Raw genomic sequence first — 20640 nt, 5'->3', positions numbered from 1 at the left:
AATGAACCTTTAGATAATATCGACAGTGCGAAACTCTTCTTGTTCGAGTTCTTCTTGGTATTGTCTTTCTCGCGACTGTTCCGCGAGTTCTTGTTGTTGAAACTGAACGAATTTTTCTTTGGTTTTATGGGCTTGCCGTGCCTCTTTTTGTTTTTCTTTAAGTACCGAGCGTTCGTGCTCAAGCGCTTTTTTTGCTTCGGCAACGCGCTGTTTAAGCTCGGCTTCTCGCTCTCTCAACAACGCGATTTCTTGTCTCAATGTTTCCAACTCTTTGAGAACGAGTGTTTGTTGCTTTGCTTTGGCAAAACGTCGTTCTTCTTCTTCCTGACGCCAAACGTGATAGTCCTCGACGGAACGTTCGGCCTTTTGAACCTGTGCTGCCGAATTTGATACTCGGTATTCTTGGCGCTTAACGGCTTTATCCGCACGTTCAGCTCGAATTTGTTTGATTTCTAATAACCGTTCGATCATTGGTTCGCCATCCCTTTTAGTTGAGCGATAGCACCATCAAGATCACTTGGCTCATGCGTTTCTTGACGTAAAAAGGCGCGTATATCATCACTTTGTGCAATCGCCATATCTGCTCGGCTATCTGCCCCATGCTGGTACTCGCCAATTTTTATCAGTAGCTCAACTTCTTCGTACTTGGCTAACATTTCGCGAAGGTGAGCAGCAGACGCCTGATGATCAGGTTCAACGATTTGATTCATCACGCGGCTTGCTGATCGGAGTACATCAATGGCGGGATAATGGTTCATTGCCGCAAGTTTGCGCGAGAGAATGATGTGCCCATCTAAAATGGAGCGAGTTTCATCGGCGACAGGTTCTGTCATGTCGTCGCCTTCAACCAACACGGTGTACAGCGCTGTAATTGACCCTTTGTCAGATTGGCCGGCTCGTTCCATCAGCTTTGGCAAAGCGGCAAAAACGGAAGGCGGATAGCCACGTCGTGTTGGTGGCTCGCCTGCGGCTAGTCCAATTTCTCTCTGTGCGCGGGCGAAACGCGTTACAGAATCCATCAGCAGTAACACGCGTTTACCTTGGTCACGAAAATATTCAGCAATAGAAGTGGCAACAAAAGCGGCTTTGGTACGTTCCATGGCCGGGCGATCGGATGTCGCGACCACTAAAACCGATTTGGCCATTCCTTCTTCGCCCAAGTCATGCTCAATAAACTCTCGTACTTCGCGTCCGCGTTCACCAATCAAGGCGAGAACGGTCACGTCGACGTCTGCGGATCGAATCAGTTTTGCCAGTAGGGTACTTTTACCACCGCCCGCCGCTGCAAAAATGCCCATGCGCTGACCTTCACCACAGGTCAGTAGTCCATCAATGGATCGAACCCCAAGAGAGATTGGCTTTTCAATCAGTTTACGTTGCATTGGTGGTGGCGCATCGCGATAAACCGGATACCAAGCACTTGGTTCCTGGCTTTGCGTACCATCGAAAGGACGCCCAAGCCCATCAAGCGTTGTACCTAACAGGTGATCGCCAACACCGACTTCATGCATTTTTCCCATTGGGCTAACTTCTGTATTTGAGGAAATCCCAAACATGTTTCCTAACGGTGTGAGCAGAGCGTGATGCTGTTGAAAGCCAACGACTTCCGCTAATAAAGACAGAGTTTGATCAGGATTACGCAACTCACACAGCTCACCAACACGAACGCCGGGGACAACGGCCTTGATGATGGTGCCGGTTACTTGCGTAACGCGCCCGCGAATTTGGATCAGACGAGTTTGCCTGATCGCAGATTGTTGGATATCAGTGATGTATGAGAAATCGTTCAAGGTAAAAATATGCGCAATGATTGATGTTGGGAGGATAGAAAGGATGAGGGGGTATTTATAGTGAATATCAGTCGGGAGTTTTTAGAAAACTGAAAACGCACTAAAAAAACACGTCTGATTTTGACAGCTTCGAGAAAGCGCACTTCCTATAATTCGCCTGTATTGTACGGAAGGAGTGCAAGTGAATGAGTATTATCAACAATCATATCGCAACAAACCCAAAGTTTGATGCGTCTATCCAAAACGGGTTGGAATCGTCTCGTACCGACGCTTCACGAAAAGGCAATTACCGCGGTGAAACGGTCCGTGTTCACAATGCCACACAATCACTTTTTGATGCGATGGAAGAGCTCACTTCACTCGGTTCCGAAAAAGCAGAAAAAGATTTGACCAAGCGTAAAGTGAAAGATAGTGGCGTTCGAGTTAATGAAGCGCACGAACTCGTTTCTGACTATCTGCGAAAAGTCCCTGATCTTGAAAAGAACCAAAAGATCAAAGATCTGGCTGCAAAAATGGCGGGAGGAAATATCTCGACCATCGCTCAATTGCAAGCTTATTTGAATGGATTTTCAGAGGAGAAAAGCCATCAATACCTTGCGTTAAAAGCCGTTAAAAAGTTTTTGAGTTCGAGCCCAGAAAGTAAACATCTACTAGCGCTGATTGACCAAGCGATTCTGAGAATCGAGCAAAACCCAGATTCTTGGGCTCAAATTGATACGGAAATTCGCGTCTCAAACTTTGCTGATGAGTACAGCCAAGAGCAAGAGTTTAGCTCATTACATCAGCTGCGCGGTTTCTATCGCGATACCGTTCATAGCTATCAAGGGCTCGGCGCCGCTTATCAAGACGTAGTGGCGCGCTTTGGTGAACAGGAGGTATCGACCGCTGTTGACTTTATGCTGCAAGGCATGAGTGCAGATCTTAGTGTTCAAGGCAGCAGTATCGACTCGGTTAAGTTGCAGTGGTTGATGTCCGATATGCAAAAACTCAAAACTCTAAATACGTTGCAAGATCGCGTGAGTCAGCTGTTCCAAATGTTTAAACCGGAAAGGACGAGTTATGGCTTATCAAGTTTCTAATTTGATGGCTGATGTGATTGCGTTGGTAGAGCAGCGATGGGTAAGCAGTGATGAGATTTGGAAAGTCGCCAACGCAATGGAATTGACGGCGGTACAACAAAAAATCGATTTTTTTCGAGAGTTCCACAAGTTAGTTCGCGCGATCCCTATTGATGTATTCGCCGATGAAGAACAACGACAGAATTTAATACAAGCGGTACAAAAGGCGCTAGACGAAGCCATTGATATAGAAGAAGAGGAAGCGTGGGAAGATGAGTTGGATTGATGCATCCGTCAATGAATTTTGCCGAGGAATGGGGCTCGATGCCGTCGATTTCTCATCAGCTGGACGGGTGCAGCTGGATTTTGAGCAAAGCGGTACACTACATATTGAGCGACACGGAGAACAGCTATTCTTGATGTTGTCTCAAGCGTTATCTTGGCATCAAACCAGTGACATCATTCAAAGCGCCCTCAGTTTGTGTCATGCCGATCAAGGCTGGCCTTTCGAAATTAAAACTGGTTTGTTAGATGAGCAAACTTTGGTTTTTTCCGCGAGGTTAAACGGAGAAGTGGTCACGCTTCCAACTTTAGAACAAGCGTTTACGCTTTTGGTTCGTCTACATAACGATGTGGCAACCTCATGACTCGAGTAAGCACTTTAAACGTAGGCATAGAAGCCTTCACGCATGTTACTCATAGTGAGGTTAAGGCCGATTTCCCTGAACGGTTTCAATTACTTCCTGATGGACAGGCGGTCGCTACGCATTTAGAGAAGCTCTATGACCTCAGGCCTTCAGACCAATACCTAATCGCGTTAACCAAGCCAAAATTGTTGCACTCAGAATTGTTGCGTCCAGAAAAGTACCGCCAACAGTTCGATGAAACGTTGGCTCAGTTGCAAGTTCTTGCACAGGATTCAGGCTCCGCTTCTTTTATCAAAGCATCCGAAACGCTACAAAGTACGCAACTTGATCAGCGTTACCTCACTATGGCGCTCAATCTCCTTATCCAGGTCTAACCAACATGTTGAGATCCAAAGACATTGAACTGTTGCTTGTTCACGCGGCACTGCAAGTTCAATACCAAAAGCCAGAGCATGCTATCTCTATTCTCGATGCGGTTTTAGAGATAGACCCGCAACACAAAGAGGCGATGCAAACGCTCGCAGTGGCGTGTTTACAAAGTGGTCGATATGCCCGTGCTGTTGAGGTATGTGAGCACTTATTAAAATCCGACCTTAAACCTGATTCGGCAGGACTCTGGTTTTGCTTAAGCCAAGCTCGTTGGAAACAAAATGACGTCGATGGGGCACGCCAAGCGCACCGACGCTATCTGCAATCTTTAAATAGTGAATCACATGAATAAGTTGATCGATATTTTAAACAAGGTAGGGCAACGTAAAGACATTATGCTTGCTGTGATGTTGCTCGCGATCGTCTTTATGATGATATTGCCACTGCCTACCGCGCTGGTGGATGTGCTGATTGGCACCAACATGAGCATTGCGGTGGTGCTGCTTATGTTAGCGATTTACATCACTACGCCGCTTGAGTTCTCTGCGTTTCCCGCAGTGCTACTGATCACGACATTGTTTCGTTTGTCTTTATCCATCACGACAACCCGGTTGATCTTGCTGCAAGGCGATGCTGGTCAAATCGTTTATACCTTCGGTAACTTTGTCGTGGGCGGTAACTTGGTGGTCGGTATTGTTGTTTTCCTGATCATTACTATTGTCCAGTTTATGGTTATCACCAAAGGCTCGGAGCGGGTTGCAGAAGTTAGTGCGCGATTCTCACTTGATGCGATGCCTGGTAAGCAGATGAGTATTGACGGTGACATGCGCGCTGGGGTGATTGACGTACACGAAGCACGGCACCGACGATCACTGATTGAAAAAGAAAGCCAAATGTATGGCTCGATGGATGGCGCGATGAAGTTCGTTAAAGGCGACTCCATTGCTGGTTTGGTCATCATTGTGGTCAACATCTTAGGTGGCGTCACGATCGGGGTAACGCAAAAAGGCATGAGTGCTTCTGAAGCACTTGAGTTGTTTGCTATTTTGACCGTTGGTGATGGTTTGGTGTCGCAAATTCCGGCGCTGTTTATCGCGATTACGGCCGGTATTATCGTGACGCGTGTTTCTCATGAAGACTCTTCTGATCTTGGTTCGGACATTGGTGGGCAGGTCATTGCTCAGCCACGTGCGCTTCTTATTGGCGGTGTGCTTTTGGTGCTCTTCGCACTGATTCCTGGTTTTCCAAAAATTACTTTTCTGGTCTTGGCCACAGTGGTTGGTGGTGGTGGTTTCTTCCTTTTCTATCAACAGAAAAAACAGGCTGAATCAGATACTACCGACTTATCAAGCTTTGTTTCGCAAGGGGCGGGTTCACCAGCAGCGAAGCCAAGCAAACCAACCCCATCTAGAAACAGTAAAGGAAAATTAGGTGAGCAAGAAGAGTTCGCTATGACGGTCCCACTCTTGATTGATCTTGACGCGAGCCTTCAGGAAAGCTTGGAAGCGGTCGCATTGAATGAAGAGCTAGCAAGGGTGAGGCGCGCACTATATCTCGACCTCGGCGTGCCTTTCCCGGGTATCCACCTGCGTTTTAACGAGGGGATGCAAAATTGCGAATATTTAATTCAGTTACAAGAAGTTCCGGTTGCACGAGGACGAATTGTAAAAGACCAACTCTTGGTGACAGAAGGGAATGAGCAGATCGACTTATTAGGCGTGCCTTATGAGCAAGATGAAGATTTTCTACCCGGTATTTCTAGCATTTGGGTGGCACAAAGTTACGAGCAAAAACTCACGACTAGCCATGTCGGCTTTCTCACACCCGACAGAATTTTAACGTACCACTTGTCTCATGTTCTCAAGGAGTACGCACAAGACTTTATTGGTATTCAGGAGACGCGTTATCTATTGGAGCAGATGGAAGGCAGTTATTCGGAGCTTGTTAAAGAGGCTCAACGCATTGTCCCGTTACAAAAAATGACGGAAATCTTGCAACGCTTGGTTTCTGAAGACATTTCCATCCGAAACCTTCGCGTGATCTTGGAAGCCATGGTTGAGTGGGGCCAAAAAGAGAAAGATGTTGTACAGCTGACGGAGTACATTCGTTCCAGCTTAAAACGTTACATTTGCTACAAATACGCGAGTGGACAAAACATGTTGCCCGCTTACTTATTGGATCAAAGTCTCGAAGACACAATACGCAGCGGTATTCGTCAAACCTCTGCAGGGAGCTACTTGGCGTTAGACCCGTCAGTAACTCAACAATTTGTGAGTGATGTGAAACAGACCATTGGTGATTTAAGCCGCATGCCGAATAAGCCTGTGTTAGTTGTGTCTATGGATGTACGCCGATATGTGCGAAAGCTTATTGAATCGGAGTACTACGATCTGCCCGTTTTGTCATTTCAAGAATTAACTCAGCAAATCAATATTCAGCCACTTGGAAGGGTGGGGATGTAATGAAAACAAAACTAATGCTCTCGCTCGCGCAAGCGGGGATCGAAGTGACGCCATACTTTTGGCAAAAAAGTGAAATTCAACTTGGTTATCGAATTGAAGTAGAGGGTTTAGAGCTCGTTTTTCGTGTGGAGGACGGAGAAATCATCATCGTTCTTTTGAAACGTGTGCATCCAAACCTAGGGTTGAGTAACCCTTTTGCAGGCTTATTTCTCTTAGCTGAGCATGCTGTTCAACTTTATCCCTCCGATTGGGTCATTCGCGGAAACGTCGATGTGTTACGTGGTAGCAACATGAGCAGCCAGCGATTAGCCCAGTTTTATTTAAGAGCATGTGGTGCTAGCCATGATGAGCAGGCCGATTGGTACTGTTTACGTCTGGCAGATTATAGACCTTTGAAAAAGTTGAAAAAGTAAAAACTCACGACTGTTACTGACAGCACCGATGAGATGACCCGCTTTAAGATAGGAATCAAGATGAAGCAACCGTTTACCGATGCGATTGAGAACGCTGAGCTCGCCATTAGAAAAGCTGAAGACAGAATCGATATTTTTAACGAGCTATTGGAAGGCTTAGGTGTTGGTCCTGTTGCGGGTGATGTTTTACTTGGCGGCATAAAAGCGCCAGTAGATACCATGAAACGTGCAGAGCAAGAACTAATAGACGAAGTCCAGCGCCGCCGGCAACAACAAAATCAGCTACAAGGTACGTCAGGTAAACGCAGAAAGCGTCCCACAGTGATGCGCGGCATGATGATTTAGAGGTTTGGAAATGACGAATACGACAAAGACTGGCTCTACGACAGGAGCAACAGACACAGCTGCGAGTAGTGCACCATTACCCACTTTCCAACAAAACTTGATAGAGGCATTTACACCTGTACTGGGTGAAGCAGAGACTCAGCAACTTGCCTCTCTAATCTCTTCATTGCCAACTATCTCGGGACAAACGGAATCACAAAGCATCGCGCTTTATGTTGATACACTTGAAAACCTAAAAGCGAAAAATAACGCGTTTGCTGGTATATCATTGACCGACACCGCATCGGTTTGGATAAAGTCGCTACAAAGTTCTAACTCAGATGACGAATTAACCGCAGCCGAGTTCAATGCTCAAACAAACCAAACGCTATCAAATCAGTTTCAGTCTTGGTTTAGTAAGTTACTGACGGAAAACGTAGATAGCTCGTTATCTACTGAGTTTGTTAGTCAATTTAATCTGGGGACTCAGAGTAACCAAGCGGAGCAGATCGCCAACCTCTCCGAGACAGAACTGGCTAATGCCACCAAAGAAATTTCTCTTTTTGTTGCAGAGCTTGCTAATCAAATGGGCTCCCGTGAAGTGAGAGATGCTTCTATTTCTTTTCTTCGCAATGCCTTTAGTAGCTTAGGTTCCGTGAATCTCGCGCAACTGAAGAGCTCGGATTTCCTGTTGACTAAAGAGAGTTTCGCTCTTCAAGTCTCAGCTCAATTAAAAAGCAGTTTTCAAGGCATCGGTATTACTTTAAGCACCGATGACGCAAGTGCGTTAGCTTATCGAATCACTTGGACTCCCGGTATTTCTAAACAGCAGCTTAAAGAGGCGCTAAATGAAATGGCCGCTCAAGTGAAAGGCCAATATAGCGCAGCTTATGGGGAGGCGGCTGGAACAAACAACCTAAAAGCAGCACTTAACACCGTCATTGGCGGAACCGAGCCTTTGACCCTTTCTAGTCTGTTCGCCAACTTCGCGGTGAGTTTAACAAATATAGAAATCGACGACTTTTACCAGGACGGCGCGATAGCCGATGTCCAAAAGACACAAATAACGTCAGCTCAAGTTACTTTGATCAAAGAAAACACCGAACGAGACATCCGATTACAGTTTGAAAAAATAGTAAAAGGTGAATCTACCGGGGCTTCATTTACTGAGCGATACGAGGCATTGCGCAAGAACTTAGGGGCATTGAAAGAGCGTCTACTCAATATCACCGACAAAGAGAAAGCGGATCGCGAGGTGAGAGCAGAGCACTCTCTAACGGCTCGTGATTTGTTGGCCGTTGTTGAGTCTAGCATTGGAGATCGTTTTGATGAGCAAGTGCTGCTTGCACTAAATGAGCGTCGCGTAAATCGCCTAGAAAAACGTAACGAGCAAAAGGAAGCACTGCAAGATTTAACCGTGCAACTAAAAATCTTTGGTGTTGTTCAGTCGAAAATTCACTCTACGCAAAGTGTTGATGGAGTTTATAAACCGGGAGATCCAGAAAGTAACTTCAAAGCGAGTGACTTTAACTACAGCAATCAAACGGATTTCGAAGCTTCACCTGAGTACAAGTATTTGACGGATAATAAGATAACAAACCATCGAGACTTCCTTCAAAAACAAGGTATTACTATCGGTGATGGTGCGTCGTACCAAGACGAAGAGAAGTCGAAAAAACTGTCTAACTTTTCTAGTTCTGTCAGTGATAAATCCAAGTTGCTTAACGATGAAGTGCAAATCAAAACCACTGAGCTGAACGACACCAGTTCTCAATACAACTCTACCGTTGAAGCGATGAACAAGTTTGTTCAGAAGTACCACAGTATTTTACAAGAAATCCTACGAGCCATTTAAGGATAACCAACCATGACTAAAACAAACGCGACCGATCCATCCCAAATGCAAGCTGAAGAGCTGCTGTCTTTTCTGGAAGAGGGAGGCACGCTAAAAATGTTGCACGATGTGTCTCAGGACACCATCGAACATATTTATGCCGTAGGTTACAACTTTTTCCAATCGGGAAAGATTGAGCAAGCAGCGAAAGTATTTCAATTACTCAGCATGCTTGATCATTATCAGGCGCGATTTTTCATTGGCCTTGGCGCGGCTCGTCAGGAGTTGGGTGAGTATCTGCAGGCAATAGATGCCTACAGCTACGCAGCGCTAGTGGACGTAAATGATCCACGTCCACCTTTTCACTCTGCTGAATGTCACCTGAAACTGGAACAACTGACAGAAGCAGAGAGTGGGTTTTACAGCGCGAAGGAGATGTCTGCCGGAAAATCACAATATGCAGATTTGCATGAGCGTGCAGGCATCATGTTAGAAGCGGTGAGAAATAAAAAGGAGTAATTAGACTATGAGTTCTATTGCACTTGACCGCATCCAGACACAGGTTTATAGCCCTGAATCTGGCCAAGCCACGTTAGATAACGTGCAGAAAACGGCGTCTACAGCGACGCCTTCTGTGACGGTAGAAAACGTGAAGAGTAAAGATGCAGATGTACTGAACACCGGAAAAGTAAAAGTTCAGTTAGATGCACCTAACGCAGCTGTTAGCGACAAAGTGAATGATTTGACGCTAAAAGCCATGGCACAGCTGCAAAAGATCGTCGATACCATTGCAAAATCTCTCCATGCAGTTGCAGATCAAACAGGTTCGATTGCAGTCAAAATCATCGCAGGTTCTGCTGATGATTTTGAAGTAGAGCTTGCTGCTATCACGGATAAACTGAAAAGTGCTCAAAACGAGCTGAAAATTCAGGAAGTGAAGGTCGCAAAAGCTAAGCACGAAAAAGAGATGGTGGAAAACCAAGACAAAATCAAAGAATCGGAAGCCGCTGCAAAAGAAGCCCAAAAATCAGGCTTAGCAGCGAAGATCTTTGGTTGGATCAGTGCGGTGGTTTCTATTGTTGTTGGTGCCGTAATGGTGGCAACGGGTGTTGGTGCAGCAGCTGGTGCTCTTATGATCGCTGGTGGCGTCATGGGAGCAGTGAGCATGGCGCTGCAAGAGCCAGCCGTTCAAGATGCTCTAAAAGAAGCGGGCGTAAATGTCGATGTGCTAAACAAAGTCGTAATGGCATTAGAAATCGCAGTCGCGGTTATCGGAGCTGTTGTGACGTTTGGTGGTGCAGCAGCTGGCGGTATCGCGAAACTTGCAGCAAAAGGTGCTGGCAAGATAGCTCAAAAGGTCACAGAAATCGCTACGAAAGCCGCTGCAAACATGGCGAAAGTGGCGGACATGGGCACAAAAGCTGCGACAACGACCGCAAAAGCGATTCGTTACGGAGCAGAAACTGTCGATATTGCCGTCAACGTAGGTAAAGGCGCTACGGACAGTGTTCATGCCGCTAACAATGCTCACGTAACTGAGATTCAGGCAGATATCACGGACCTTCGCGCCAAAATGACCTTAAGCCAGGCCGTCATCGACAAGCTTAAAGAAGAAATTGGCAAGTTGATGGAAGATTTCCAAGAGCTGATGAGCGTCATCATGCAAATGATCCAAGCGAAAAGTGAAACCATGCAAACGGTGTTAAGCCGTCCTGCAACGGTATAAGGAGTTTATTATGCTAGATAAAGTAGGCGGAACGGGACGCGGCGAACTGTATGGTTTAGGCGATACCATTAAAACCAACAAAGCAGAAAAAGCGCCGGAAACAAAGCTTGAAGCAGGCGCCGTTAAAAGCCAAAGTGAGTCAGGTGTTTCTGGTGCAGCACGCTACCAGTTAGAGACGCCTAAAGCTCCTACAGTGAGTAACCAAGCTCAAGTTGTTGCAAACCTAATGAGCGCTCTTGCACCGACGGTGAGCTCATTAATGAGCACAACGATGAAAGCGCTTAACGGTGAGGAGGTGATCAAGTCACCATCAGATGCGGTATCACAATCGTTGACGCTATTAACATTGTTGTATCAAGTATCAAAGCTGAGCCGTGAGCAGCAAGTGCTACAACGTGAAATTGCTGTTGAAGCAAACGTCGCGAGTTTAGAAAGCCAAGCGGCAGAACTAAACAACTCGGCAAGTGCGATGATCGCGATGGCAGTCGTTTCGGGTGTATTAGCGGGTGCTACTGCAATTATTGGTGCCCTTGGTTCTTTCAAAGCAGGGAAAGAAATCAAGAATGAAATGGCGAGCAATAATGTACTGAAAACGCAAAAAGCTGGCTTCGATCAAGCAGAAGAGTTATTGAATAACAATAGCTTGTCTAAAACTCAGCAAGATCAGGTTAAGCGTGCGCACTCACTAGCGAAAGACAATATCGCAGACACGACAGCGCAGCTGACAAGTGGTGGCCGTAAGTTCGATAAGTTGATGAGCTCAAACCAAGCGAAGAACGCTATTCTTCAAGCTTTGGGCCAGATGGCAAACTCAGCATCGAATGTAGAGCAAACCAAAGCGCAAGCGCGCAGCAAAGATGATGAAGTACAAGCGACTCGCGCACAAGCAGCCAAACAGAAAGCCGATGAAAACATTGGTTTCCAAGAAGGTCTGTTGAAAGAGCTACGTGAATTGTTCCGTTCTATCTCAGATAGTCAGAACCAAGCGTGGCGAGCGTCAGTCCCAACGGTGTAACCGTCCATCTCATTAACTACAAAGCGTTGTTTATACAACGCTTTTTTTGTGCAATTCAAGTATAGATATTATTTATCAGTAGGTTACGTTGATGAAAAAGTACATATCTATAATTCAACCTTCAAAGATGAGAACTCAAACGTTATCAAATTGTTAACGGTTGCTATACTTAAACGGTCATCAACACAGGTAAAAAGGATGTTCAATGTTTAAGTTTAAGCAAATCGCACTTGCTGCTTCTTTAGCGGCACTCACAACAGGCTTTTCTGCGTCTGCGGAAGAAACGTTTGTCACGATTGGTACTGGTGGCGTAACAGGGGTTTATTATCCGACTGGTGGAGCAATTTGTCGCTTGGTTAACAAATCGCGAGAAGATCACGGTATCCGTTGTTCGGTAGAAAGTACTGGGGGATCGATTTATAACATCAACACTATTCGTGCTGGTGAATTGGATCTCGGTATCGCTCAATCAGACTGGCAGTATCATGCTTACAAAGGAACCAGTAAGTTTAAGGAAAGCGGGCCTTTTAAAGAACTACGCGCCGTATTCTCCGTTCATCCAGAACCGTTCACTGTCGTTGCACGTAAAGACGCGAACATCAAAACTTTTGATGATTTGAAAGGTAAGCGCGTCAACATTGGTAACCCTGGCTCAGGTCAACGAGGCACCATGGAAGTGTTAATGAGCCAGTATGGCTGGAGTAACGATGACTTTAAGCTTGTGTCTGAGTTAAAAGCAGCAGAGCAATCAAAAGCACTTTGTGATAACAAAATTGATGCGATGATTTATACCGTTGGTCACCCAAGTGGAGCGATTAAAGAAGCCACTACGTCGTGTGATAGTAATATCGTGACGGTAGCTGGACCTAATGTAGAAAAATTGGTTGCAGACAATAGCTTCTACCGTGTCGCAAATGTACCGGGTGGTATGTATCGTGGCACAGATAGTGATGTTCAAACCTTTGGTGTGGGTGCGACGTTTGTTTCCTCTACAGCGGTACCAGAAGATGTGGTTTATAACGTGGTTAAAGCGGTATTTGAAAACTTCGATGATTTCCGCCGTCTCCACCCAGCGTTTGCGAACTTGAAGAAAGAGGAAATGGTAAAAGACGGTTTATCTGCGCCTCTTCACCCAGGTGCGCTTAAATACTACAAAGAAGTAGGGCTGATTAAGTAACCGTTACTTTCTCTTCTTATTGATGTAAAACGCCATCTTTCGCGATTAATGCCACTCGTTTAACAGCGAGTGGCATATTTATGTCTCTCGTCATCCTGTACAGAGACGGAGGAGCGTGATACAGGATCTTCTATCCGAGCCCTTTATGGTCAAAATTGTTTCATTAGCCGCTCAGCGTACTGCTATTAGATCCCTAGCCACGCCAAGGCTCGCTGTAATGACACAAAAACCTCGTTAAGCGATCAGCATTAATCTTTCGCGATGGCGTTTTTTGCAGGAGTGTTATCCACTTGTACAAGTTTTGCTTAAACATAAACATCAATGAAAAAGTAGATAGTGATGAGAATAGAAGAAATAGCAACAAACCCTTTAACATGATTGGGATTAAGTTGACGAGATACACGAGCTGCAAGATAACCACCCACCAACGTACCGACCAAAACAACGCTACCTGTGCGCCAGTCAATGGAACCATTCGCAACAAATATCACGATAGCAATGAGTGAAACACACGTAGATACCAGCAATTTCAAACCGTTCATTAAATTAATGTCTTGGTGACCCGCTACTACCAGATAACTCAGAACAATAACCCCTAAACCTGCGTTGAAAAAACCACCGTAAGCAGAGACACCAACAAGTAATAGACCCAAAGCGATTGCGCCAAGTATTCCTGCGTGTTTGTGCTCTTTCGCGACAGTTTTGATAAGCATTGTTAAACGAGAACCAGTCAGGAAAAGCACGGTGGCAAACAAGAGCAGCCAAGGAATGGCTTCCAAAAATAGCGACTCTGGTGTGTTGAGCAGCAGATATGCTCCGACAGCGCCACCTACTAAACTGAATGAGACTGTGAACAACAGTTCTTGTTTGTTCTTCATGATCTCTTCTCTGAAGCCAACGGCTCCGCTAATGTACCCCGCACATGAAGCATAAGTATTTGTTGCATTGGCCATAATTGGAGGCACACCAACCGCCAATAGGGCCGGAAAAGTAATAAAGCTTCCGCCTCCCGCAATGGAGTTAATGATCCCACCAACTACGCCGGCAACGAATAAAAGCGCTAGTTCTAAAAGCATAAACAATCCTTGTTATGTTCTTTTTCATTGTTAGAGCTTTAGATGACCCATCCCACATGCTCTAGTGTTCTGATATGAAGTTTACTTTACCCGCTCTAAAACAAAATTGTTCAGTTCTGTGACGTTTTTGATGACATGAACGGTTTTACTTTGAGAGTACCCTTCGAGACGAGACATGAAGTCATCATTCCAGAATGCAGGGCATTGCTGAAGAACTTTGTAGCTTTGTAATGTCCCTTTAAATACCGAACTGCCATCAGGCCACCCTTCGGGTTTAATAAATAGTCCTTTAAGGAGACGTTTCGTCACAAACCAATAGCTTACGGAGTATGGTAGATCAATATAAACGAGAGTATCGGCTGCATCTAAACGAGCATTAAAGGAGCTGATAGGCCCCAGACCATCTATAATCCAACGATCTGAGTGAAGTATATTGCTATGTGCCTCATCAAAAACGTTACGCTCAACGGGCTCACCGTTTGGTTTATAGACTATGGAATCTAATTGATGAAGAGGGAGATCGGTAGCAGACGCGATTGCTTTACTTATCGTCGATTTTCCGCTGCCGGGCTTACCAAAAACCGCTACTTTTTGCATGTGACCGCCTCCAAGAGAGTATTTCCCATACGGTAGAGACAGAAAACCCACCGCTATGGGTGGGTTCGATAAATATTGAGCGCATCAAATATCCCACCATTCCTATGGAATGATGATAATTCGTTGGTTAAGTTGCGCTAAGTGTGTATTCATGCAACTACTCTTATATATAGGCGATGACTTGTCAATATTGTTTTGCTTAATAAGTGAACGATTTGATAGGAGAAAGAAAAGCCATCGCGATGGATGGCTTTGTCTAGGTTGAAAGAGACAGCTATTACTGCTCAACGCTCACTGGCTGTGCTTTAAACTTTTGAATCAGCTTTACGATTAGTGGACTTGCCAGTACCAATACGGCTAAAACAGTAAAGGTAAGGGTAATAGGGCGCTCCCATAGGAAACTCAATTCGCCGTCTGAAATCATTAATGCGCGGCGTAAGTTCTCTTCCATTAATCCCCCAAGGATGAAACCCAGCAATAAAGGCGCAAGTGGGAAGTTAGCGAGTCGAAGTGCAATGGCAGCCATAGCGACAATCAGCATCACGAACACATCCATGGTATTGAATGAGACCAAATAAACTCCGGTGATTGAGAAGAATAAAATCATCGGCAGAAGTACCGTTCTAGGCACCGCCAAAAGCTTTGAGATGTACGGAATCAACGGTAAGTTCAGGATCACGAGTACGATGTTGCCGAAGTACATGGAAATGATCACCGACCAGAACACGTCTGGGTGCTCAACAAACAGGCGAGGACCAGGTTGAATACCATAAGCGATCAGCGCACCGAGCATTATTGCTGTTGTACCAGAACCCGGAATGCCAAGCGTTAGCAGCGGTACAAATGAACCACTAGAGGCTGCATTGTTCGCTGATTCTGGCGCGACCAAACCACGGATACTGCCTTTACCGAACTCTTCCTTTTTCTCTTTAGGTGCGAGGTTGCGCTCCATGCCATAGCTTAAAAAAGCCGCAATGGTTGCTCCTGCGCCAGGAAGAACGCCAGTGAAGAAACCTAATATTGAAGAGCGAATTGAAACAGGCGCAACATCTTTGATTTCGTCCTTGGTCACTTTCATTGAGCCAATGTTACTCAGCTTTTCCTGTTCTTCATCGCTGGTGTCTTTTGATGGTTTAAGAATGCCCATCAGCGTCTCACCCAGTGCGAATGTCGCCATTGCAAGCAACAAGAAGCTAAAGCCATCCATTAAATCCGTTAAACCGAAGGTAAAGCGTTCAACGCCTACGCCTTTATCGATACCAACTGTAGATAGCATCAAACCAAGAATGGTCATCATCCACGCTTTGATGACCTGACCTTTCCCCGCAAAAGCCGCGACTGCTGATAACCCAAGTAGCATCAACGCAAAATAGTCTGACGATTGGAAGCTAAGTGAAACGCTAGCCAATGCTGGTGCTGCGACAAGCAACATAATGGCAGATAGCGTACCGCCAGTGAAAGAAGAATAAGCTGCCAAAGCTAATGCTTTACCTGCTTGGCCTTTTTGAGCCATCGGGTAGCCGTCGAATGCTGTCACCACGGTTGAAGAACAACCCGGCGCGTTGATCAAAATTGACGATGTAGAACCACCAAATACCGCACCGTAATAAACACCCGCCATCAAAATAAGGCCAGAAGAGGGCTCTAGGCCATAAGTAATTGGGATCATCAAAGCAATGGCTGAGATCGGCCCAAGCCCAGGTAACATGCCGATAAATGTACCGACGAAACAACCAACGATCACCATCATGATGTTCATTGGCATTACTGCAGTGGATAAACCTTGTAGAATTCCATCTAACATAATTCAGTCCTTTCTTTGACTACCAGATGGTGAAAATCAAACCCGGTTCGAGGTAGATGTCCAAACCTTGAGTGAGTAATAAATAGAACGCGATCACGAATGGAAACGACGCGCCGAACAGAACGGGTTTACGTCTTTCCCCCAGCAGATAAAAGCCAGCCAATAAAAAGAAGCCAGTAGCTATAACAAAACCTAGGTAAGTCAGGCCCACGCCGTAAAGCGCCATCAAAACCAAGAAAGCGATCAGCAACTTCCAATTAAAGGTCAGCACCGCGCCACTTTGTTTATCTGGTTGTCCTGTTGCCAGTAACAACAGAGAAAGGCCAGCACCAACGTAAGTCAGGATGGTTGGCAAAGTACGTGCGGTGAACGGTTCGTATTCATCACCAGGGAACAATGGAATTTGCGAGGTTTGATAACCGTAGCAAAGACAGAAGAGTAGAAAGATCATTGCGCCGACACGGTCACGACAGAGCAAATATTCTTTGGTGAAAAAGTTGGTTGAACGAGGCATATTCAACTCCTAACAAAAATAAAAAAGACCGCATATGGACGTTAATGAATAAACTAAACCATTAACAATTAAGCATTTCGCTGCTAGTCGAGCTGCTTTGGGTATATAAACAAAGGAGTGTGCATGCCGATTGTCGACAATATCCATATACGGTGAAACTTAGAGTGCAAATACAGTTGGGGAAATACCAACCCCACGTTATTGGGTGAGGTTGGAATCTGAGGGACCCAGTTCGACTGTTACTTTAGGAAGCCTAACTCGCGCATTAAGTCACCCATTTGCTGCTCTTGCTCTTCAAGGAACGCGAAGAACGCTTTGTCCGCTTTGTAGTTGTCTATCCAACCATTGCGGTCACGGACGACTTGCCATTCGTCAGTGTTGTACATTTTGGTAAATGCTGCATTCCATTCATCCAGCTTTTCTTGGCTAGTACCTGGTGCAGCAAAGAATCCACGCCAGTTAGCGAAGACAGTTTCGTTACCATATTCTGTTAGCGTAGGGATGTTTGGTGCGGCCTCTAGGCGTTTTGGTGCAGTTACCGCTAGCACTTTGACTTGACCAGATTTTGACATCTCCAGTACTTCACCTAGGCCCGTAGAGAGCAGTTGAGTTTCGCCTGAAAGAAGGGCTGCCATGGCTTTACCGCCCGCATCGTAAGCGATGTAACGAACTTTACGCGCATCAAATCCTTCGCCTTTAAATGCGGCGGCAACGACGAGGTGGTCCATCGAGCCACGAGCAGAGCCACCCGCAATTTTCACTTTGCGAGGGTTAGATTCAAATGCTTTTACTACGTCTTCCCAAGAATTGTATGGCGAATCAACAGAGGCTACGATGGCACCGTAATCCGCAATGGTGGCTGCAACGGGAGTGAGATCTCTAAAGGATTGAGGGAAAATACCTGTTAGAGAGCGAACGACGATCGGTGTTGAATTCACCATCAGCGTATCTTCTTGGCGATCTGCCGTTTCAATCAAGTGCGCAATGGCTTTACCGCCGCCGCCACCAGAAAGGTTTTGGAAAGATACCGTCTCAACGATGTCTGATTTGAGTAGCACATCACCTGTACCTCGTGCGGTCATGTCCCAGCCGCCACCGGCACCTCCAGGGATCAAGAAATGCATTTTTTCTACATCAGCAGCAAAAGCGTTAAATGAAAATGAAGCTGCGATGATCGATGCGGCGAGCGTTGGTTTGATTACCTTTAACATGTTCACGTTCCTTATGTTGGTGACTCTATTTTTTGATGAGTCTTATTTTTGTTTCAGCCTTTAACTCGAACTGGATGCTGATGTATCAAAGGTTAATTAAGTGTTAAATCGATGTCTTTAAAACGTCGATAAAGAGAATATTGAGCATAATGGGTATTTTGTTCATAAAGTTCACGCTGAAAAATTGGTTGCACATCACGCGTGCGTGCTAACAATTGCGTCATAATGGAATGACATCAAACGAATAAGGAAACAGAGAATGAAAGGGACATGTTTGTGCGGCGCTATTGAAGTGATCGCAGATGCTAAGAATGAAGTGAGTCTATGCCACTGCTCGATGTGTCGAAAATGGTCGAGTGGAGCACTCCATGCTGTGCATTGTGGTCCTAACGTAACGTTTAAGGGGGCCGAGCCAAAGCGTTATCAATCGTCTGACTGGGCGGTGAGAGGTTTTTGTGGCGAATGCGGCACAAACCTTTTCTATCATTTGTTACCGACAGGCGAGTACATTCTCTCCGCTGGTTTGTTCGACAATCCAGATTTCAAACTCTCATTAGAGATCTTTACCGATGAAAAGCCCGCGTATTATGACCTCAATCCCACCTCACAAAAGATGACATCGCAGCAAGTTTTTGAGCAATTTTCACCTAAAGAATAGCCTTTTGTATCCTTAATTGTTCGACAGCTTAATTGTTTTTCTTTTATATCATGATGTTAAGAGGTGTTTGGGTGTCGACAATTTATTTTTTCCTTCGCAATTATCCCTCCATTAAGCCCGTAATAGACGATTTTCGTCGATTTAAATTACGACCTTAGTCTAAATTGTCGACAATTTACTTGATTGTCGACACTTTGATCGACTACTTTATATTCAGGTTAAGAAATTGTAGACATTTTGATGTCGGTAACGTGAGTATCTGAGTATGAACTCTGAGTTGAAAGCTCGTTATAAAGTACTGGGTTCTGAGAAAGAACACACCAAGTCAGAAACACTGACAGAAACACTGATTGAAGTCATTGTGAATGGCGATGTTAAGCCTGGTCATAAAATCTCGGAGCCTGAACTGGCGAAGAAATATCAAGTCAGCCGGGGCCCTTTGCGTGAAGCATTAATGCGTTTAGAGGGGCTAGGGCTCATTGAACGTATTCCTCATGTCGGGGCTAGAGTGACCACTTTTTCTCCAGAAAAGCTGATAGAACTCTATGCGGTTCGCGAAGCGCTAGAAGGTATGGCGGCAAGGTTAGCAGCGCGACATATTACGCAAGAAGAGCTCTTGAGCTTGGAAATGCTATTGTCGACACATTCTAAGCACATTGATCAAGTGGAGGGAGCCTCTTACTTCCATCAGCATGGAGATTTTGATTTTCACTATCGCATCATCCAAGCAAGCCGAAACAGCAAGCTGATTTCTCTGCTGTGCGACGAGCTTTACCACTTGTTACGCATGTACCGCTATCAGTCACCGCGCGCGCAATCTCGTCCAAACGAAGCGCTGACTGAACACAAATTCATTCTGGAAGCCATTCGCAATCGCGATGAAGAGCTTGCAGAAATGCTGATGAGAAGACACATCTCAGGAAGTCGAAAGCTCATCCAATCGCAAATTATACATACAGAAAGTTTAGACAAAGACTAGAAGGAATTCGTCATGAGCTTAACACCGGGAGCGAAGTTCAGACTCGCCATTGAACAAAACAATCCGCTGCAAATTGTCGGCACCATTAACCCTTACTGCGCCATGATGGCGAAAAACTTGGGGCATCAAGCGATTTATTTGTCTGGCGGCGGTATTGCAAACGCGTCATACGGACTGCCGGATCTCGGTATTACAACATTGAACGACGTACTGGTCGATGTTGATCGCATCACTAACGCGTGTGATTTACCGCTATTGGTCGACATCGACACCGGTTTTGGAGGCGCATTTAATATTGCTCGCACGATCAAAGCAATGGAAAAGGCGGGTGCTGCTGCAGTTCATATGGAAGACCAAGTCGCACAGAAACGTTGTGGGCATCGTCCGAACAAAGCAATAGTCAGCCAGCAAGAGATGGTTGATCGCGTAAAAGCTGCGGTTGACGCACGCAATGATGAAAGCTTCGTGATTATGGCTCGTACAGACGCGCTAGCTGTTGAAGGTATGGACAGTGCAATTGAGCGTGCGATTGCGTGTGTGGAAGCTGGCGCAGACATGATCTTCCCAGAAGCGATGACCAAGCTGGATCAGTACCTTCAGTTCTCAAACGCACTTGAGCAAGCAACTGGAAAGCACGTTCCTATTCTGGCGAACATTACCGAGTTCGGCGCAACGCCACTGTACGGCTGCGACGAGCTTGCAAAAGCGAAAGTCGATATGGTGCTTTACCCGTTAAGTGCGTTCCGAGCCATGAACAAAGCCGCTGAAACGGTTTATAAGCATTTGCTAGAAGTGGGCAATCAGGAAGCTTTGGTTGATTCAATGCAAACACGCAAAGAGTTGTATCAGCACCTGAACTACCACGATTACGAAGACAAACTTGACCAGCTATTCTCTGAAGGGAAATAGCGGGGAAAAGAAAAGATAGACGGAAGCCCAAGAAAAGATAATCGGAATTTATCTAATTCAATAACGTGAAATTCGTC

At 45.6% G+C, this 20640-nt stretch carries 23 protein-coding genes; 16 read left to right on the top strand and 7 right to left on the bottom strand.

What is annotated here, in order from left to right; all coding sequences use genetic code 11:
• Nucleotides 1-9: 9 nt before the first annotated feature.
• Together L3V30_RS19400 and vscN are read right to left on the bottom strand one after the other, a co-directional pair.
• Nucleotides 10-471 carry a type III secretion protein gene (locus L3V30_RS19400; RefSeq protein WP_237309584.1) on the bottom strand — a complete coding sequence of 154 codons (462 nt, stop codon included), beginning with the start codon at nucleotides 469-471 and terminating at the stop codon, nucleotides 10-12.
• Nucleotides 468-1790: a SctN family type III secretion system ATPase VscN gene (gene vscN, locus L3V30_RS19395; protein ID WP_237309583.1), complete on the bottom strand. Its 1323-nt coding sequence runs from the start codon at nucleotides 1788-1790 to the stop codon at nucleotides 468-470. The genes L3V30_RS19400 and vscN overlap by 4 nt, the downstream gene beginning before the upstream one ends.
• Before the next feature lie 185 nt (nucleotides 1791-1975).
• Here vscN and sctW point away from each other — a divergent pair, with 185 nt between their 5' ends.
• The 13 genes from sctW (at nucleotide 1976) to L3V30_RS19330 (ending at nucleotide 12815) form a co-directional block, all read left to right on the top strand.
• Nucleotides 1976-2869, top strand: coding sequence for a type III secretion system gatekeeper subunit SctW (gene sctW / locus L3V30_RS19390; RefSeq protein WP_006741538.1), 894 nt, complete (start codon nucleotides 1976-1978; stop codon nucleotides 2867-2869).
• Entirely contained in the window at nucleotides 2850-3134 is a 285-nt protein-coding gene (locus L3V30_RS19385; RefSeq protein WP_012841775.1) for a TyeA family type III secretion system gatekeeper subunit, read from the top strand. The genes sctW and L3V30_RS19385 overlap by 20 nt, the downstream gene beginning before the upstream one ends.
• Nucleotides 3121-3495, top strand: a complete 375-nt coding sequence (gene sycN / locus L3V30_RS19380) for a type III secretion chaperone SycN (RefSeq protein WP_237309582.1) — start codon at nucleotides 3121-3123, stop codon at nucleotides 3493-3495. Before L3V30_RS19385 ends, sycN begins: the two co-directional genes overlap by 14 nt.
• Nucleotides 3492-3869: a type III secretion system protein VscX gene (gene vscX, locus L3V30_RS19375; RefSeq protein WP_005377246.1), complete on the top strand. Its 378-nt coding sequence runs from the start codon at nucleotides 3492-3494 to the stop codon at nucleotides 3867-3869. Before sycN ends, vscX begins: the two co-directional genes overlap by 4 nt.
• Nucleotides 3870-3874: 5 nt before the next feature.
• Complete coding sequence (gene vscY / locus L3V30_RS19370; RefSeq protein WP_005395110.1) at nucleotides 3875-4216, top strand: type III secretion system chaperone VscY; 342 nt, start codon at nucleotides 3875-3877, stop codon at nucleotides 4214-4216.
• Nucleotides 4200-6326: a SctV family type III secretion system export apparatus subunit VcrD gene (vcrD, locus tag L3V30_RS19365; RefSeq protein ID WP_346014792.1), complete on the top strand. Its 2127-nt coding sequence runs from the start codon at nucleotides 4200-4202 to the stop codon at nucleotides 6324-6326. Before vscY ends, vcrD begins: the two co-directional genes overlap by 17 nt.
• A complete protein-coding gene (locus tag L3V30_RS19360) occupies nucleotides 6326-6739 on the top strand; it encodes an LcrR family type III secretion system chaperone (protein ID WP_237309580.1) in 414 nt (137 codons plus the stop codon). The genes vcrD and L3V30_RS19360 overlap by 1 nt, the downstream gene beginning before the upstream one ends.
• Before the next feature lie 60 nt (nucleotides 6740-6799).
• Complete coding sequence (locus tag L3V30_RS19355) at nucleotides 6800-7084, top strand: LcrG family type III secretion system chaperone (RefSeq protein ID WP_145532008.1); 285 nt, start codon at nucleotides 6800-6802, stop codon at nucleotides 7082-7084.
• Between the two features lie 10 nt (nucleotides 7085-7094).
• A complete protein-coding gene (locus L3V30_RS19350; protein ID WP_275949762.1) occupies nucleotides 7095-8918 on the top strand; it encodes a virulence-associated V antigen in 1824 nt (607 codons plus the stop codon).
• A gap of 12 nt (nucleotides 8919-8930) precedes the next feature.
• Nucleotides 8931-9416 (top strand): SycD/LcrH family type III secretion system chaperone VcrH, encoded by a 486-nt coding sequence (gene vcrH / locus L3V30_RS19345; RefSeq protein WP_005377258.1) that lies wholly within the window; start codon nucleotides 8931-8933, stop codon nucleotides 9414-9416.
• Between the two features lie 7 nt (nucleotides 9417-9423).
• Nucleotides 9424-10623, top strand: a complete 1200-nt coding sequence (vopB, locus tag L3V30_RS19340; protein ID WP_152814930.1) for a type III secretion system translocon subunit VopB — start codon at nucleotides 9424-9426, stop codon at nucleotides 10621-10623.
• A 10-nt stretch (nucleotides 10624-10633) separates the two neighbouring features.
• Nucleotides 10634-11638 carry a type III secretion system translocon subunit VopD gene (vopD, locus tag L3V30_RS19335; RefSeq protein ID WP_237309575.1) on the top strand — a complete coding sequence of 335 codons (1005 nt, stop codon included), beginning with the start codon at nucleotides 10634-10636 and terminating at the stop codon, nucleotides 11636-11638.
• A 205-nt stretch (nucleotides 11639-11843) separates the two neighbouring features.
• A complete protein-coding gene (locus tag L3V30_RS19330) occupies nucleotides 11844-12815 on the top strand; it encodes a TAXI family TRAP transporter solute-binding subunit (RefSeq protein WP_006741544.1) in 972 nt (323 codons plus the stop codon).
• Nucleotides 12816-13120: 305 nt separating this feature from the next.
• On the opposite strand, the gene L3V30_RS19325 is transcribed toward L3V30_RS19330, so the two are convergent.
• The 5 genes from L3V30_RS19325 to L3V30_RS19305 form a co-directional block, all read right to left on the bottom strand.
• The gene (locus L3V30_RS19325; protein ID WP_237309573.1) at nucleotides 13121-13891 is read right to left on the bottom strand and encodes a sulfite exporter TauE/SafE family protein; all 771 of its coding nucleotides are present in this window, start codon (nucleotides 13889-13891) and stop codon (nucleotides 13121-13123) included.
• Nucleotides 13892-13972: 81 nt separating this feature from the next.
• On the bottom strand, nucleotides 13973-14488 hold the full coding sequence (locus L3V30_RS19320) for an adenylate kinase (RefSeq protein ID WP_182019351.1): 516 nt from the start codon (nucleotides 14486-14488) through the stop codon (nucleotides 13973-13975).
• Nucleotides 14489-14765: 277 nt separating this feature from the next.
• On the bottom strand, nucleotides 14766-16292 hold the full coding sequence (locus L3V30_RS19315; protein WP_005395074.1) for a tripartite tricarboxylate transporter permease: 1527 nt from the start codon (nucleotides 16290-16292) through the stop codon (nucleotides 14766-14768).
• Nucleotides 16293-16311: 19 nt separating this feature from the next.
• Nucleotides 16312-16806, bottom strand: coding sequence for a tripartite tricarboxylate transporter TctB family protein (locus L3V30_RS19310; protein ID WP_168187800.1), 495 nt, complete (start codon nucleotides 16804-16806; stop codon nucleotides 16312-16314).
• Nucleotides 16807-17045: 239 nt separating this feature from the next.
• Nucleotides 17046-18017, bottom strand: coding sequence for a tripartite tricarboxylate transporter substrate binding protein (locus L3V30_RS19305; protein ID WP_005395072.1), 972 nt, complete (start codon nucleotides 18015-18017; stop codon nucleotides 17046-17048).
• Nucleotides 18018-18276: 259 nt separating this feature from the next.
• Between L3V30_RS19305 and L3V30_RS19300 the strand changes: the two genes are divergently transcribed.
• The 3 genes from L3V30_RS19300 (at nucleotide 18277) to prpB (ending at nucleotide 20563) form a co-directional block, all read left to right on the top strand.
• The gene (locus L3V30_RS19300; RefSeq protein ID WP_053807462.1) at nucleotides 18277-18675 is read left to right on the top strand and encodes a GFA family protein; all 399 of its coding nucleotides are present in this window, start codon (nucleotides 18277-18279) and stop codon (nucleotides 18673-18675) included.
• 265 nt (nucleotides 18676-18940) lie between these two features.
• Nucleotides 18941-19654 carry a GntR family transcriptional regulator gene (locus L3V30_RS19295; RefSeq protein WP_237309571.1) on the top strand — a complete coding sequence of 238 codons (714 nt, stop codon included), beginning with the start codon at nucleotides 18941-18943 and terminating at the stop codon, nucleotides 19652-19654.
• Nucleotides 19655-19666: 12 nt separating this feature from the next.
• A complete protein-coding gene (gene prpB / locus L3V30_RS19290; protein WP_005395068.1) occupies nucleotides 19667-20563 on the top strand; it encodes a methylisocitrate lyase in 897 nt (298 codons plus the stop codon).
• The last annotated feature ends 77 nt before the right edge of the window (nucleotides 20564-20640 follow it).

The sequence above is a fragment of the Vibrio sp. A1-1 genome (assembly GCF_021728175.1).
Taxonomy (GTDB): Bacteria; Pseudomonadota; Gammaproteobacteria; order Enterobacterales; family Vibrionaceae; genus Vibrio; species Vibrio diabolicus.
The sequence above is the reverse complement of the archived record's forward strand: the minus strand, read 5'-3'. Positions and strand labels throughout refer to the sequence as shown.